Source organism: Lysinibacillus sp. 38-6 (assembly GCF_046245175.1).
In the GTDB taxonomy this organism is placed as follows: domain Bacteria; phylum Bacillota; class Bacilli; order Bacillales_A; family Planococcaceae; genus Lysinibacillus.
Genome location: NZ_CP176417.1, coordinates 3,524,319 through 3,541,073, shown reverse-complemented (window position 1 = coordinate 3,541,073; position 16,755 = coordinate 3,524,319). Strand labels below are relative to the sequence as shown.

The following is a 16,755-nucleotide window of genomic DNA, read 5'->3' as shown; positions in this document are numbered from 1 at the left end:
CCAACTACTAGTAATGCTGGCAGATGTGCACCGCTTCGCGGAATTCCCTCTCTGCTCCGCGGAATTACTTCTCTGCTTCGCGGAATTCCCTCTCTGCTCCGCGGAATTCCCTCTTTGCTCCGCGGGATTACTTCTCTGCTTCGCGGGATTACTTCTCTGCTCCGCGGAATTCCCTCTCTGCTTCGCGGAATTACTTCTCTGCTTCGCGGAATTCCCTCTCTGCTCCGCGGAATTCCCTCTCTGCTCCGCGGAATTCCCTCTCTGCTTCGCGGGATTCCCTCTCTGCTCCGCGGAATTACTTCTCTGCTTCGCGGAATTACCATTCTGCTTCGAGGGATTTTACATCCCTTTTATTAAGCAAGCTTAAAGCGATTTACAACCTCTTGCAGTTCTTTAGAAATTTGGTTCATATTATGAATTGATTCAGCGACCTTCTCCATTTCTGCTTGCTGATCCGCAGCCGATGCGCTTACTTGCTCAGCAGAAGCAGCTGTTTCCTCCGACACGGCAGAAATACTTTGTATCGCGGTAATCGCTTGATCTTTTTGCTCCAACATTTGTGAAAGATTGGACAGTAGCTCATTAATAGCTGTTGCAATAGAATGAGACAACTCATTATTATCTTTGAAAGCTAACTCTGTATTTTGTACAGATTCATTTTGAGCTTGCATCAAGCTTGCATTCGACGTAATAACCGAAACTGTTTGATTGGCATCTTCTAAAATACTCGTCACCGTTTTCTTAATAACTTCTGTTTCAGTCTTAGATTGTTCTGCCAGTTTGCGAACTTCTTCTGCTACTACTGCAAAACCTTTCCCATGCTCCCCTGCTCGAGCGGCCTCAATACTTGCATTTAAAGCGAGTAGGTTCGTTTGTTCAGTAATTCCTTGAATGGATACGATAATTTGATTGATATTGTTAATATTGCTAGCTAAAGATTCCATTTGCTGTTGAATACGACCATTCATTTCATTCGTTTCAGCATTACGGTCGCGCAAACTTTCAACTTCTTTCATACCTTGCTCTGTAGAAGCTTTTGTTTTCGATGATAGTTCATCCATTTGCTTTGAAAGCATTGTAATAGCGTCAATTTGATCGGATAAATCAATCATTCGATAATTTGTTTCTTCTGTATCTTCCGATTGTTTCGATGCACCTTGCGCAATTTCATTGATGGCTACCGATACTTCCTGATTGGAAGCAACAATTTCATTAAAGGCCTCATTGACATTGTCTGAAGATTGATTAAGTAATGTTGAAGAATTTAATACCGTATGTATGGCATCGTTCGTTTTGTCCAGCATATTATTATAAGCGACTGCAACAGCACCAATTTCATCGGGTTTAATGAATTTTTCATCAATTTTTGATGTTAAATCACCCTCGGCTGCTTTTTCAATAGATGCACGTAAAACCTTTAGAGGCTTTAACTGTCTATAAATAAACATAGCACTTGCTGCTGCCATTAAAATGACCATTACAATTGCTGCTCCAATCGTAAATAAAAGCACTTTATTATACGTTTCTAGTATTTTAGATTTAGGTAACACTAACTGTACTGACCATACTTCATCAATATTTTCTAACTTCATTGGTGCAAAAGCATTGAATGACTTTTCACCAAGTTGCTTGGAGTCTACATAAACGCTATCTGACACCCCATCTTCCATCGATTGTTTCATGCTTGTCCAATCGATAGCATCTTGCATATTTGTGCCGTCTAGTTTTTCGTTAATACTATTTACGGTTAAAACACCTTGATCTGTAATAATACCTGCGTATCCACCTTCAGGCTTGATCGATTCAGCTAATTCTTTCAAAAAGTCGATTGTGATTGTGGCCGACAGCACACCAAAATATGTACCTTTATTATCAACTAAAGGTACTGCAATAGTCGTCATTGAAATGGTATTACCGTTGACATTAAATTCATACGGTTCAGTTAACATTGCACGACCTTCTTCTTTTGGAATCCGGTACCATTCAGCACCATTCTTTTCATCAAGCCCTAAGACTGGCTTCACAATTACTTCGTTTTTACCTCGTGTTAAATAAGGAATAAAACGATTTTTTTGGTCGATTAAAGCCGTATCTGTCGTCGGCCCAATCTTCACCGTGTTATTTTCTAAAATCGCCCCTACACCAAGTAAATCCTTATTGTCGTTTAGGTTATTATCAAGTATCTCCATTACATTCTCTGTTGATAATTCACCTTTACTTTCCATTGTTTGCACAATACGTTTAGTCGTTTGTAATGTTTCATTTACTTTTTTAAAGCGTTCACTCATCTTTGCAGCCGACAATTCGGCATTTTGAAGTGTTGCTTCTTCTGAATCTTGCACACTTTGATTGTGAAGAATCGTGCTCGTTACCAAAGTATAGGTAATAAACAACACTAAAAACACTCCTAAGATTAGCGAGCAAAGTTTTAAAGCTATACTTCTCGTTTTTCCCATGACAAAACCTCCATTTTTATTAAACAATAATAATGGAAAGACCTATGTTTCTCAACAATTAACACTCTGAATTTCCCAAGTTCATTAAAATTTTCTAGTAAAAATTACATTTAAAAGACAATATTTTGATACACTTAACCATTTTTACTAAATTTTATGAAAATATGTTATATTTACTAGTAATACTTTGATAGGAGTGAATAACTTGAAAAATAAAGCGTTAACGACATTAATGGCAACTGCCATTACCACTACTTTAGTATTCCCCTTTACAAACGCAAGTGCTGCCTCTAGTGAAGCAACTGTCAATCAATCACAATTCAATGTTCAAACAACAGAGAAGGTAGCAGCATCGGTACTTTCAGGGGAAAAGTCACTAAAAATAACGAATGTGACATCTGATTCAGTCCGTACTTCCCTCGGACAATTTAAAATTAGCAGTGCCCTTAAGCCCATTTTTAAAGCAACGAATCGTCAAGCTTTAATGAATGCCGATGCGACTGTTATTGTAAAAAATGACGAGATTACAAGCATTACTTCATTAACTTTAAAAAATGCAGGCACGAACAGAAAAGCAGTCGTTTTCGATGGTGGCGATGCTAATATTGCCGGCGATGTAACGGTAAATGCTGATTACATCAAAATTTTAAATGTAAATATTGCAAATGACCTAACTGTTACGAATCGAGTAAAAAAAGCAATTACAATTGATAATGTTAAAATTGGGGATACAATTACTTTCCAACCGTTAGCAACTAGAAAAATAGAATGGTTAAAAGTCTCCCTATATGATATTGAAACACCAGAAATCATCGTACAACGCACGAAGTTAAACATTGCTGCTGACAATCCGATTTCTTCGATTGCTGTGAAAGACAAAGTGACTTCACTGGAAGTAATGGCTGATGTCAAAAAAATGGTGATCGATGTTGAAAATGATTTTAGCCTATATGGAGAAGGTAAAATCGAGCAAGTGATTGTCAAACAAGGAGCAAGAATCGGCTTAGATTCAGGGCATCAAATTAACAAAGTTCAAGTCGAAGCTAAAAATGCGAAAGTAACACTGCCAGCTGTGAACAAAACTGAACTAAGTAAATTAATCGCTTCCCCTCCATATGTTGCTGTATCCATTAATGGCAACGAAATTTTAAGTTCTGATAAATGGACGACACAAGCTGAACGAACAGCATTCGATTCTGCTGTCACGAGTGCAAGAACGGTAGCCAATAATACAAATGCATCACAAGATCAAGTGCTTAATGCCATTACACAGTACAAAAATGCGCTAGCAAACTATCAAGCCGTGCAAAAATACGGTAAAAAATATGCTGCTGGCGACAAAACAACGCTTACAACATTAATTAATTCTGTACAGTATGTAACAGTTTCTTATAACGGATATGAAGTACCATATAATACACCTTGGACAACGCAAAGCGAGAAAGACACTTTAGTTTCCGCTGTATCATCAGCTCAATACGTCTTAAATTATTACTATTCGACGCAAACTGAAATCACAAATGCCATTACAAATTTAGAAAATGCCATTTGGAATTATAAAAATGCATATAAATATGGTACGAATGGATACTATGTTGATAAAACACCATTGACGACAATAATTAATTCCATTATCTATGTTCAGGTTTCTAAAAACGGTGATGGGACTGATATTTGGCAATATGATAAATGGACAACACAAGATGCCAGAAACAGCATTGAATATGCTGTTCAACAGGCTAACTATGTCGTAAGTAACTCTTATGCAACCCAACAAGATGTGTCAAATGCCATTAGTAATTTACAAAGCGCTATTTATTATTATGAAACTGCAAAGAAACAAGGCTCATACCAATATTAATTGAAAAGACTCTACTCAACGTAAAGTCCTTTTAGACACTCAACAAAAGGCATCAAGTTCAACTTGATGCCTTTTGTCATTTTATTACACTACTATTTTGTTCAGTTGTTTGGAGCGAAGGGCGGTGACTCCTGCGGGAACGCACGCAACGTAAGACGCAACAAGCCGCGCGTTAGCGAGGGTTACGGCTTACGGTGTGCCCGCGGAAAGCAACGTCCCCCTGCCTTCATCACTATCAAAGTTTTGAAAGCTCAATGGTTGGTAGCTAAGATACATCATACACCAAAAATTCCTCGGACCTTTTTACCTATTCAACTAAAATATGCATAAAAAATCCCTAATCTATGATAAAATTAACTATAAAAGAATAGGAGGTTTGCCTGTATGAAACATAAAAGAAGCCTAGCCTTGCTTGCACTTGTAGCCGTTCCTTCACTTATTTATACAACGCCTATATCAACTGCATCCGCTGCCGATCATTCAACACATGCAAAAACATCATACATATATAATAATACATACTACTATAATGCGAACGTTGCGAATGTTGTGCAGCTTATATCGAATATTAATGATACCTCGTTTGCGTTTCAGGCATATTTAGAGGCTGCACTTAAAGCCTACAATGCGTTAACTGAAACAGAAAAACTGTACGTTACGAATTATGCGACACTATCAAATCACCAGCAAACGAGAATAAATTATCGTAAACTTGCCGCTCAAATAGAAGAAAAATTGGCATCGGTAGACTCTACTTCGGTTAACTATTATCAAAACGTTATTGAAACGAGAGATTGGTACAACACATTGAATGCCGCACAAAAAACGTTTGTCAGCGCCGATACACAAAAAATACTGACATCGACGATTACACCGAATACTTCTGTCGATAAAGTGGTCAATAAAATTCAATTATTAAATTCATCTCGCCTTAACTTCCACAAAGATGTGGAAGATGCCCGCGCTGAATACAACGCCTTACGAAAATTTTCTAACGTCTCTTTGCCTACAGGAATTGAACAGCTTTTACTAGATGCTGAACAAGTAGTGAAGATGGATAAAGCTGCTGCGAAAGAAGTAGAAAATGCAATCACCGCTTTATCGCCGAAAACATCTACAACGCATGATGTACAAGCCGCGAAAAATGCTTTTGAAGCATTAACACCCGTACAACAACAACTCGTTCCAAATGTTTGGAAATTAGTAGACTATGTAAAAGGAAAATATAAATTACCAAATAAAAGTAATACAATTACGACACCAGAGTTTTCAGACTCCGCTGCAGTGCCAGGTAAAAATACGCTGATGTCGAAAAGCCGCAACACCTATAAAGCCAAAATCAATGTTGACGACTCTGAACAGAACAATGAACGCTTTGTATTAACAACAAAAGCGAATATGGCTGTCGTAATTCCTCCATTAAATACGCTTGTAAATGAAGATTTAGGTGTAATGGACATTCAACTTTCAAGAAATTTGAATCGTATTACGTTCCAAGCTGTACTAAATAAAAAGCCTGCAAAATTCGAAGCAAACATCGAAATTATTTTAGAAAACATTCCGTACAATTCATCCATTGTACAAATCAATGAATTCGGTGACCAAGAGCCAGTGTCCTACACAGTCAATGGCAATCAATACATTATTGAAACCCAAACATCTGGTACGTTTCAAATTGTTAGGAATTAAATAAGTTACATCACACCCCTATCGTTGTTTTGAAAGGGGTGTTTTTTTCTATAAACCAACCTTCATACATTCTTTTAGCCTATAAAAAAACCAAGTGATCTTTATACGACCACTTGGTTTTTGATAATTATTGAATTGAAGGATCTTTGTAACCAACCTTCTGATAAAACATACGAAGATTGCCATACTTATCTTCTAGCACAATTGTCACCCAGTCCCCTTTAAAGAATTTCGCTGGATGTGTAAATTCTCTAGTAACACGCGCAACATTTGTAGCAATCGTTCCAGTCCCTTTTGCTAATGAGCTATCTGATCCATGGACAACTGCATTAATTACTTGTGCTGGTGTTCTTCCTGAAATAACTGATTCATTTGTTCCCGCTGTATCTGATAAATAATAGTACTTCAGCATTTCGCCGTTTTCATAGAATTGTTGAGCAGCGCCAAGTAAATCGAATGTTGCTTGGACTTTTCTATCATCACCTGGTGTACTAACGTAGCTCAGTTTAATTTCCATAAACATCGCTTCCAGTGTTCTGTATAAATATTGGCCAGTATTAATGAATTTATGTCCCTCATAGCCATCAATGACAAAGTCACGCGTTTCATCTTTCATTGTGATTTTAATTGATTCCTTCGCTTGATATGGTGGCTTAGTTTTAATAATCAACTTACTTTCTTTAGTTGTGTCTGTTCCGACTGTATAAGACACTGCTTCAAATTGCCCTGTTACATCAACATCAGTATTATTTATATCTTTTGATGTAATTGTTAAAATATCTTGCAATTCCCTTTTCACTTTACCGTCAGCATCAGCAATTGTTGATTTTCCATCTTTATCACGCATAATAGTCTCACTAAACGTGATCGTAAAGGTATCATCATTGTTACGGTAAATAAGGCCCGGATATTTTTTATTATCCATAGGGGATGTCATACCAATGCTTGGTGCTGTACCATCCGAATAGAAGTTTTGTTTCATTAAACCTGCGGAAGATTTATCATGATCATTATAGGAAGTGTTCGCCTTATAAATGGTGAAATTACCAGGCGTATCTTCTGCTCCAACGTATACAACGTATTCGGTATGAGGCTTTAATGTAACGCCTCGAGCCTCTACTGTTCCTGAAATACCTTTGCCTATTTTTTCAACTGATGGACTAGCTTTTAACTTTGCTTCTAAAGTTTTTTCATCTGCTGGTGCAGTTAAATTCGCCTGTGGGTTGTCAATTAAACTGCCATTTGTGTCTTTAATTCTTTTTTCTACAAACCAGTAATGAACTTTTGCTGTTTCATTTGTTTCAAAGCTAATAGTTGCTTTCGTATCATCATTTTCTTTTGGTTTAATGACTAAATCTCGAATTAATGGTGCCTTTGTATCTTCAAATAACGTTTTAGGACCAGCAATTTTAGAAAGTTCGCCACCACGGTCTCTTAATACCATGTAAATCGAGTAGTTACTAAATGGATCTAATTTATTATTTTCAACCGAGACAGGGAATTTCTGTGTAGCTGTTTCTAAATCTGCCGTACCTGAACCACGTTGAATAAAGATATCTTTGCCACCAATTTGGAAATGACCAGATTTATTTGCATCACTGGCAAATTCATTAATAAAATCACGTTCTGTAATTTTATGTTCTGTTAAATATTGTTGGAACGTCTTCGTCTCGCCATTTTCTACAACAGTATCCGGTAGAATCATATAGTAATACGTACCAGCTTTATTTGGCTTGAATTCAACTTCAGCACGTCGGTAACCGTCCGATTCATCCGCTTTATTCACTGTATTTTCGATTGTGATAACAGGCATCACGGAATCATCGTGTTTGTATTCAGCATAGTTACGAATAGGGTCGCCTGGCTTAACTGTATTTGTATTTTCAAATGCATTATCCGCTAAATCTTTCACACCAGGTAACACCGTAACACGTAATGTATCGCCATTAACGAACCCTGTATCAGATGGAATCGTTAAAATAACTTTCTTATCACCCGGTTTATATTCTACAGCTGCTGGTTTAATGCCTTTTCCGCCTGTTACATTGACAATTACTGTACCTGTCAGTAAATAATTGTCTACATTGCGAGCACTTTCAGGATCTAATGCTTCGTTCACCGTTAATTCAAACTGATTATTGCTCTTCCTTACGAGCTTTCCTTGCTCAACAAACGGATGGATATTATCAAGCTCACTCGTTGTAAATTCTTTCACTGCAGCAGGGTCGACAGAGTTATTCCCCGACTCATCCTTCATTACAACATAAAGTTGATACGTTTCTTCAGGATCTAAACCTGATAGTATTTCAGTAATCCCTAGTTTACCAGCAACGGCAGTTCCCTTACCCGTTGGTTTAGCAATAATATCTGCTGTTGTCGGATCTGCGGCAGTTGTTTTTTTACGCACATAGTAGTAGTATTCCCCTGGTTCACTCGCTGTAAAGGTAAATTCCGCACGTGTCCCACCGTGGAGCGGGTTGACTGTTAGTGATTTTACGGATGGTGGCGATGAATCTTTCATTTGGAACGATTGCGACTTAATATCGGAAGCATTTTTCGCTCCGTCCACGACCATGACGTAGACAACGTATTCTTTTTTCTCACCTAAACTATTAATTTTAATAGTGTTTTTACCATTAACCGCTGCACCCGTGCCATTTGCGACATTGTCAGTAGAAATGCGATTGACCATTTCTCGTTTCGTTGGTGCTTCAACGCCCTTTTCGCGTACGATGTAGTAATACGTCCCTACTTTATCGGACGTAAATTCTACTTCTATATCACTACCGTTTAAGACAGTTACTTTTGTAATATCAATGATTGGCTTCGTTTTATCTGCCGGTTTTTGGTTTTCGATATCATCTTTATCGATTGGTTTGCCATCTGGGTCTGTAATATTCCCTACATTATCTTTATCGTTTAAGAAGTCATCAAAAATATTGTTTGGTCCTTCATCTTTTGGAAGGATGACTTTGTCGATATACGTATAATCACCAATATCGACCCAACCATAGGCATTATCTACGTAAAGCGTGCCAACACGGCCATCAATATAAAGCTCTAAATCCGTATAACTATTGTAATTAATCCAATCGATATTGCTTGTTCCGTAAATTGTAAGCTTTGTTTCGGTATCTAAATTCAGCGTGCCAATATTACCTTGAATCTCAAATTCACGGACATTACCGATAATATCTACACGAGGTAGCTTTGTATTTGTTTCGATTTTCGTACCATTTTGCGTCACGACTAGTCTGGATACGGTACTATTGTAAAATTCAATATGCTTTTCAACATTTTTCATCGTAATAGGATCTTTTGTCCAGTTTTCAAAAGGTTTGTTTTTATCTGGATTTTTATTGGAATCGGTCCAATTATCCAGGTCACTTGATGAATTACTATTTGATGAGCTATCCCCTTCTGGCTTATTCGGATTCGACCAGTCGATAAATGAAAAGTTACTGCTAGCTACGCGGCCAATATTTAATGGCTTAAAGTAGGAAACATTTAAATGTAACGGTGGACGAACTGTTTCATTGATTAACATTGTGCCCGTTAATGTGACATTGGCAAATTCAATATAGTTTCCATTGACAACAATTGTGCCGCCGAAGGATTTATGATCTCCATCGAACTGTAAAAACCGCGAGCTTGTCCCACTAGCATTTAACGTTAACTTTGCGACTGAATAAAGTGTTTTCCCTGAAATATCGCCTTCAATAAAAGCACCCTTTAAGACATCTGCATTATATTCATTAAAAATATGTGAAAGGTTTTCAGGTACTGTATATGGCTCAGCATTTATGTAAACAATATCATCTTCAACGCCCGTAATTTTATAAGTCGATGCATTACTTTTTTTCTCTTGCGAACGAACAATAAAGGAAGCAATTTGTCCACGAGTTACGGCATTAAATGGAGAGAATGTAACAGGTGTTGTGCCTTCTGTAATCTGTAAATCTACCAATGTTTGAATATAATATGCATTACTCGTTTGGCTATTGACATCTTGGAAGCTATGATTAAATTTCGTCGCTACTTCGAATTTAAAGCCAAGAACTAAAATTTTCGCTAATTGCCCACGTGTAATCACTTCGTTTGGCATAAATGAACCGCTTGCATAACCAGACATAATCCCTGCATTTTGTAATGCGGCTACGTATTTATAATATTCATTGCTCTTTGGTACGTCTTTAAAATAAGGATCTTCGACATTTTTTAAATCTAACTTTAAAACCGTTGCTAGCATTTTGGCTGCTTGGCCACGTGTTACATTTTGATTTGGTCGAAATGTTTTATCTGCAAACCCACTAATTGCACCTTGAGCGTACAATTTTAAAATATTATCATAGTGACTTGAATATTGGTTAATATCTATAAATGGTGAAGTTGCTGCTGCTACCTTTTGTGGTGGTGGCACAACAACTGCAATCCCGCTAGTCGCAAAAACAGTTGCAATAAGTGCTTTGTTCACTTTTTGGATTTTTGTTTTATCCATCTCACTCTTCCTTTCACATAAAATTAAAACGCACAAACATTATTTTCATCATACCCTTTATATCGACAAGTAGATAGTGAACCTTCATATGTATTTCTAAAATAATGGAAGAAAGTCAGGAACAATAAAAAAGCCAAGAAGCATCGGTGCTTTCTTGACTTTCACAAAATATAGGCATACATCCTATCATACTTGTTCTGTCATAAGGGAAAGGGGGATAACCTTAAGTCCTGCCAAGTCGATCGAGAGATGTGTCCCGAGTTTACGTATTATTTACAACAATAGCTTGCCCAAATAATTGGTGCATTAATCAAGTACCCTTAAAATTAAAAAGCTAAACATTTTATGAAGGTGGTTCTATCGGCAATTTCTTCGAGGTTATCGGCGATTTATGCTCTTTTACCAGCGATTTACGTGGTTCTATCGGCGATTCCCCTTAGTTTATCGGCGATTGTGACAACTATCCATTTCTCGACCATCTAAATTCTAAATTTTTTTACTTTTATTGTTATTGCAACATATAATTTTCTGACAAATTAATTTATAATAAAAATTAACGTAGTCAATGGTATTGTCAATCTGTTATAATACTGGATAAAATAAACATAATCTGTATTAATACAGATTTGTATAAATGCTTTTCGCAATATGGGGATATGAGAAAAGCGCTACGAAGGCATCTGAACAGACTGCATCGTAGCCTACACAAAAAGGGGTTGGAAGATTTGGGTATTTTAAAGGGGTTAAAAATTCTCGATTTTTCTGCATTACTACCGGGGCCAATGGCGACCATGATTTTTGCTGACCTAGGTGCGGAGGTCATTCATGTAGAATCCTCCAAACGAGTAGATTTAACACGTATTATGCCTCCTTATGATGAAGATCATGAGGCATATATTCATCAGCATTTGAATCGTTCCAAAAAATCACTTACGTTAAATTTGAAAGCACCTGAAGCTGTAGAGATAGTAAAGTCACTTATACAAGAATATGACGTAATTATTGAAGGTTTTCGACCAGGTGTGATGGAACGACTCGGTATTGGCTACGAAGCATTAAAAGAAGTAAATCCAAAATTGATTTATTGTGCGATCACAGGTTATGGCCAAACGGGGCCATATAGCAACCGACCTGGTCATGATAATAACTATTTAGCATTGGCAGGTGTGCTCGACTATTCACGTCATCAGGACAAAAAGCCTGTTTCGATGGGAATTCAGCTGGCGGATATTGCAGGTGGTACGATGCACGCTGCCATCGGGGTACTTGCTGCAGCACTACATCGCGAAAAAACTGGGGAAGGTCAATATGTCGACATTAGCATGACAGATGCTGTGTTCTCCCTGAATGCAATGTATGGCTCTGCCTACATTGGCGGTGGTCGTGTTCCTCAGCCTGAACAAGAAATATTAAACGGCGGTAGCTATTATGATTTTTATAAAACAAAGGATGGACGATTTTTCTCCGTCGGAAGCCTGGAGCCACAATTTCGTAGGCTACTATGTGAAGCACTGGACATTCCAGAACTTATTGATAATACCTTCAATGATTCGTACTATACACAGATTCGTTTTAAAGAGGCCGTACACGATGCCTTTTTATCGAAAACCTACAATGAATGGCTTGAAGTTTTTAACGAAAATTTTGAAGGTTGCGTCGAACCCGTGTTAACTTTTCCAGAAGCATGTGAACATCCGCAATTACAAGCTCGTGGTATGATTGTAGAAATTCCCAAACACGATGGTACAACACAAAAGCAAATCGCATCTGCCTTTAAGTTTGATGGGGCCAGCCCTACGTACAAGCATATTGGTGCCAAGCTAGGCGAACATAACGAAGAAGTACTATCGTCAATCGGCTATAGTGCTGAACAAATTACTGCACTTCAAGAAAAAGGGGTTTTAGACTAAAAAAAGTGCCAGGCACTCAAACAATTCTCACACAATTTCATTGCTTTATTTTTATAAATAAAAAGAGTGTCCAATCAAGTCCTTTTTCGACTTCAGTGGACACTCTTTTTTTAGTTACACATAGGCACGAATAAATACTCGTAGCTTTTCGAAATGGTCTTCCACGAGTAAATATTTTTTATAAACTTCTATTAATTTTTCAAATAGCTCGTACTGCTCCGTCACAAATAGAATTTTTAAAATATTAATCATATGCAAAGAAGCGCTCTGTGCTACTGAAAAATACGGAGCATCCGGCTGGCGATAATGTTGGCGCCACTCTTCCACTGACAGGCCAATATGTTGTAATGAATTATTGACTTGCAATGCTATATCTTGCTGCACCGATGCTTCTATCGCAATCAGTTGCTCTTTACTGAAATTTTGCTGGGCCAATGCGGCATTTATTTTTTTATTGGATGCAAGGCCATGTTCTTTTAACAATGTTAGCCCCTCATGATAACGTTCTAATCTGACATAAGTATCTAATAATACGGCATACAGATTTTCTAAGTAGTTCAAATTATAATTTTTAATGATTGCAGGGGGTGTTGGTTTGCGATTTGGCAGTAAATCTTTGTACTCTAGTAAAATTTCTATTGCATAATTATTAAGCCGTTCATCTTCTAATAAATATTCACCATGGCGAAGGACATGTTCATAATCGCGTTCTTGATGAGCTATGCGCAATAAAATATAGGCAATCAAAACCTTTTCTTTTTCTGTTAATGCATACATAGAATAACGCCAATCTGTCTCAAAGGAAGCAATTAACGCTTTAATGCATTGGTAATTCCCCTCCGATAAGCGAAAATGTGTAACGATTTGATAAAGACGCAACTGCTTTTTTGCTAAACAGGATAAATTACAGTTATCCACATAGGTTATACACTTATCCAGAATGTTTTTATAATTATACACAGAGTTATCCACATGTTCACAAACAATTGTTGAAGATTGTTCAAAATGACCCATTATTTCATGGACAAATGTGAATTGTTCCAAAGGTTTGTGGATAAGCAGTGAATAAACTTTTTTCATAAACAGCCAATGCCAAAACAGCGCTTCTTCTTGATAGATCATATGCACAAAATAGTCATTATTAAATTTATATAAAAAGATTGTTTGTAACTCATTTACAGGTAATTTGACTTGCCAGTGCTTTCCAAATACAAGCCATACTAACCGTTCTAAGTCCATTGTATGCTGGGCAAAAAGTTGCTCAAAAAAGACTTGCTTCCCTTTTTGGGTATAAAAAAAAGCATTGAGACGATCATTCACAAACTTTGCATCCATACCGTGCTTATCGAAAAATTGTTGTAGCTCTATCGATACACGTCCCCAATATTTTCGTGCTGTCGAGAAGGCAATGTTCATCGCCGCTTCTTCATTTACTAAAAATAATTGCGGTGACAATGCAGTACCAAGGATTTTGGAATCTGCATGTGGAGTGACCTCAGCCTCCGCCCATTTTGCAAGTAATTTTTCAGCGCCATTTTCACCACTTTGTCTATATGTTATGAATAATTGCTCATCACAATCCAACAGCATACAACCGAAGCCCCCCATCAAATTCACGCAATAAAAATCTTCCCCTATCATGCGAAAATATGTTTCTCAAATATTTCATCACTCTTTCTCCAATATATCAAATCCTATCCAACATATGCTAAAAATTTATATATATGCACAAGAAAAGAGCTAAAGTGTTCGTCTACACAAACACTTTAGCTCGACTTAGAGCAACATTAAAACATTCACGAAGCTTATTCAATTTAATACGAAGGCACAATGAGCACATCTGATAATTGCGCTTAAGTTGGTAGCCCAGTGCATTATCTCAGATGGCTCATTGCCCGACGCTCTACCTAGCGCCATCCTATTTACCTACTTAAGTGTCCACTAATTCTAAGAAAAGTTAACACTCCCAATGCAGTAGACGGATAACAAAAAAGATAGTTACAAAATTTAATGAAAAATTTTATTTTTTATATAATAGCCAACTGCTCACCAATATTGTGGATATTTCCTTGTCTGTCGTAAATTATTAATCAGTAAGCCAAAGAGCACAATGATGACTGCGCCAATTAACACTGGCATCAATAAATAGCTCCAGCCGTATCCTCCTAAAATAATGATAATCGGATTTGCTCCGGCCGGCGGATGTATAACGCCCGAAAGTGCCATAAAGAAAATCGTTAATCCGACACCAAGGCTAATAGATACGATATTTGATCCTAATAAGGAATACATCGCCAATCCGATAAAGGCTGAAATTAAATGTCCTCCAATAATATTACGTGGTTGCGACAATGGCGCATTCCATACAACAAATACGAGTACACAGCTCCCACCAAGGGATGCCATTAACCAAGGTGCCCCTGTATAGTTTGTTAACCAAAGTAACACAAAAATACAAAGTAAACCACCAACTGCACCTGTGATTGCATCAGCAAAATTAGTTCTGGAAGGAGCATGTCCACCGCCACTCATCTTAGCTATGTATGCTTTTAATCGATGATTTTTTGTTTCCTTTTCTTGCAAACGTACGAAATCTGCCATAGTCACCATCCTTGAAATTACAACTCAAATTTATATTAAAATAATTAAAAATATAGATGTAGAAGCTTTTTTTATTATATCAGTTAAAAAAGAGATTACAATTTGACACTTTTATTTTAATAATGCGAAAGTTGCAATAGTATAAAAAAGCAAAAAAACCACAGCAATGCCGATTTAAGTCAGCTTAGCTGTGGGATTTTTTGTTGGTTAACGACTAAAGCTTAATCGTACTGCTTTTTAATCGGTTTAAAAATTCTCGCTTTTTTGAGCATAGTCTTCGGAACTTGGAATGTTGCAGTTACAACACCTGGATGGCGGCCTATTTCAATTGAGCCCGTTATCGTTGCACGATTCATCACTTCCGGCTCCGTCATCTCAAATAGTTTTGCTGCTCGACTAATTGCATTCGATGTCGCCTCGTTTAATGTTGTCCCTGTACCGACTATAGATACGGGAAATGCTTCTTCCACTTGCTTCACACCAAACTCCTCCGCTAATTCGCGAGCGCGACGTTTTTCCTCTTTAGAAAAAGGTTTCGCAGTATATGGCAGATCTTCTTCATTTGGTAATATAATAGGACCTTCAAGCGCTACTTTTTTCAAAACACTTACCTGCAATTGGACAATTCCCGCAACATCTGTTGTATGGCCGGCAATTTCCCCATCTCCTTGCATGGCATGCATATCGCCAATGTAGACACCACCACCTGGTACTTTTACAGGGCAAATAATAGTGGCACCTTCACGAACACGGCTAATATCCATATGGCCATCTGTTCGGTGTGTATCTAATTCAGCTTGCGTAAAGGCATATTCATGCGGAGCTCCTATTAAAAACGAACCAAAATCACCCGCATTATGTGAATCTGGCATTGCCTTCGAAGGTGTCGTTCCGAGTTGACCTAAAAATGGTCGCATTCTTGCCATCACGCCTATTAAATCGCTCGGTGCCAAAGCTACAACTGGATTCTGCACCGATTTTTCAGGTGTGCGCATATAATTTTTGGCATCCAATGCAATACGCCGAGCGCCTTCTCGCCCGACCGTTAAACCAATATTCCCTTTTTGGTCGAGTGCCATTGTATAACCATTTGTCATTTTAAATGGAGCTGTTTCCGTATCACATGTCGAACAACGGATAGCTTGCGAACCAATACCATGCACCACTGTACTTGGATGAAGTTTGCCGCAGCCAGGACATTTTACCGAGACAAACGGATCTCCGATAAAACGATCGACAATTGCCTCATCATGCCCAGATGCTGTCGCAAGAGATGTTACTTGGATCGATTTAATGGTAATCACAATAGCATCACCGACTTCAGCACCTTCTACAAAAACAGGCTTCGTTACTTCGTGCCCACCACGAATGGTTGGCGTTAGCATTGGTCCCCAGCAGCCAGGCGTCGTATTGGCAATGATCGTACCGCCATTTTTCACAGGGCCCAGCATCGTGTGCTGTGGATCTAAAATGCCGTCAATAAACTCATTGACAAACAATGTTTCCACTGCCTCCATCTGCTGTACACTTTCATCATTTTCTGGTTGTGTAGCTTTTTCATGCATTTCTGTAATCATGTTAATCCACTCTCCCCATCCAAAAAATCGTTATGTAAAAAGACAACTCTCCACTTCTAAGTAGAGCGCTTTATTATATGCAAATCATCGCATTACTTATGCTTTTTATTTCGACATCGTAAGCGATAGTTCCTGCTATTTCGAGTAAATCCTTAGTAAATTT

General features: G+C 37.8%; 8 protein-coding genes. 3 read left to right on the top strand and 5 right to left on the bottom strand.

Going from position 1 to position 16,755, the window contains the following annotated elements; all coding sequences use genetic code 11:
• Positions 1 to 353: 353 nt before the first annotated feature.
• The gene (locus tag ACKVEV_RS18020) at positions 354 to 2,456 is read right to left on the bottom strand and encodes a methyl-accepting chemotaxis protein (protein WP_409367612.1); all 2,103 of its coding nucleotides are present in this window, start codon (positions 2,454 to 2,456) and stop codon (positions 354 to 356) included.
• A 196-nt stretch (positions 2,457 to 2,652) separates the two neighbouring features.
• Here ACKVEV_RS18020 and ACKVEV_RS18015 point away from each other — a divergent pair, with 196 nt between their 5' ends.
• Both ACKVEV_RS18015 and ACKVEV_RS18010 read left to right on the top strand, forming a co-directional pair.
• Positions 2,653 to 4,317, top strand: coding sequence for an S-layer protein (locus ACKVEV_RS18015; protein WP_409367611.1), 1,665 nt, complete (start codon positions 2,653 to 2,655; stop codon positions 4,315 to 4,317).
• 384 nt (positions 4,318 to 4,701) lie between these two features.
• Positions 4,702 to 6,006 carry a hypothetical protein gene (locus tag ACKVEV_RS18010; protein WP_409367610.1) on the top strand — a complete coding sequence of 435 codons (1,305 nt, stop codon included), beginning with the start codon at positions 4,702 to 4,704 and terminating at the stop codon, positions 6,004 to 6,006.
• Positions 6,007 to 6,133: 127 nt separating this feature from the next.
• Here ACKVEV_RS18010 and ACKVEV_RS18005 read toward each other — a convergent pair whose 3' ends face one another.
• Positions 6,134 to 10,504 carry an S-layer homology domain-containing protein gene (locus ACKVEV_RS18005; RefSeq protein WP_409367609.1) on the bottom strand — a complete coding sequence of 1,457 codons (4,371 nt, stop codon included), beginning with the start codon at positions 10,502 to 10,504 and terminating at the stop codon, positions 6,134 to 6,136.
• 725 nt (positions 10,505 to 11,229) lie between these two features.
• On the opposite strand from ACKVEV_RS18005, the gene ACKVEV_RS18000 reads away from it, so the two are divergent.
• Entirely contained in the window at positions 11,230 to 12,414 is a 1,185-nt protein-coding gene (locus tag ACKVEV_RS18000) for a CaiB/BaiF CoA transferase family protein (RefSeq protein ID WP_409367608.1), read from the top strand.
• 114 nt (positions 12,415 to 12,528) lie between these two features.
• Here ACKVEV_RS18000 and ACKVEV_RS17995 read toward each other — a convergent pair whose 3' ends face one another.
• The 3 genes from ACKVEV_RS17995 to ACKVEV_RS17985 all read right to left on the bottom strand — a co-directional run bounded on the left by ACKVEV_RS17995 (position 12,529) and on the right by ACKVEV_RS17985 (position 16,532).
• A complete protein-coding gene (locus ACKVEV_RS17995; protein ID WP_409367607.1) occupies positions 12,529 to 14,004 on the bottom strand; it encodes a hypothetical protein in 1,476 nt (491 codons plus the stop codon).
• Between the two features lie 456 nt (positions 14,005 to 14,460).
• A complete protein-coding gene (locus ACKVEV_RS17990; RefSeq protein ID WP_409367606.1) occupies positions 14,461 to 15,015 on the bottom strand; it encodes an HPP family protein in 555 nt (184 codons plus the stop codon).
• A gap of 221 nt (positions 15,016 to 15,236) precedes the next feature.
• Complete coding sequence (locus tag ACKVEV_RS17985; protein WP_409370583.1) at positions 15,237 to 16,532, bottom strand: acetamidase/formamidase family protein; 1,296 nt, start codon at positions 16,530 to 16,532, stop codon at positions 15,237 to 15,239.
• Between the last annotated feature and the right edge of the window lie 223 nt (positions 16,533 to 16,755).

Excerpts from the sequence above, each read along its gene's own strand:
- ACKVEV_RS18020 (WP_409367612.1), bottom strand. The coding sequence starts at position 2,456 with ATGGGAAAAACGAGAAGTATAGCTTTAAAACTTTGCTCGCTAATCTTA.
- ACKVEV_RS18010 (WP_409367610.1), top strand. The coding sequence starts at position 4,702 with ATGAAACATAAAAGAAGCCTAGCCTTGCTTGCACTTGTAGCCGTTCCT.
- ACKVEV_RS18005 (WP_409367609.1), bottom strand. The coding sequence starts at position 10,504 with ATGGATAAAACAAAAATCCAAAAAGTGAACAAAGCACTTATTGCAACT.
- ACKVEV_RS17995 (WP_409367607.1), bottom strand. The coding sequence starts at position 14,004 with ATGCTGTTGGATTGTGATGAGCAATTATTCATAACATATAGACAAAGT.
- ACKVEV_RS17990 (WP_409367606.1), bottom strand. The coding sequence starts at position 15,015 with ATGGCAGATTTCGTACGTTTGCAAGAAAAGGAAACAAAAAATCATCGA.
- ACKVEV_RS17985 (WP_409370583.1), bottom strand. The coding sequence starts at position 16,532 with ATGGAGGCAGTGGAAACATTGTTTGTCAATGAGTTTATTGACGGCATT.